This window comes from Pseudoalteromonas sp. P1-7a, assembly GCF_001401855.1.
Classification (GTDB): domain Bacteria; phylum Pseudomonadota; class Gammaproteobacteria; order Enterobacterales; family Alteromonadaceae; genus Pseudoalteromonas.
In genome coordinates this window covers 1-218 of the sequence record NZ_LKDU01000169.1, presented here as the reverse complement: position 1 = coordinate 218, position 218 = coordinate 1, and the positions used below count along the sequence as shown (strand labels likewise).

At 46.3% G+C, this 218-nt stretch carries 2 tRNA genes; both read right to left on the bottom strand.

The annotated features are described in order from the left end of the window. Positions 1-7 precede the first annotated feature (7 nt). Positions 8-83, bottom strand: a tRNA-Thr gene (locus AN389_RS19985). 57 nt (positions 84-140) lie between these two features. Further along, positions 141-216: transfer RNA gene (locus AN389_RS19980), tRNA-Phe, on the bottom strand. Positions 217-218 lie beyond the last annotated feature (2 nt).

Sequence of the window (218 nt, the reverse complement as noted above, 5' to 3'; positions counted from 1 at the left end):
AAATAAATGGTGCCGACTAACCGAGTCGAACGGTTGACCTACTGATTACAAGTCAGTTGCTCTACCAGCTGAGCTAAGTCGGCACACTAAAGCGTGTGCTAAGGCACTTTCAATTTTAAAGATTGAGAACTTAAAGTAAATGGTGCCTCGACCCGGAATCGAACCAGGGACACGAGGATTTTCAATCCTCTGCTCTACCAACTGAGCTATCGAGGCAC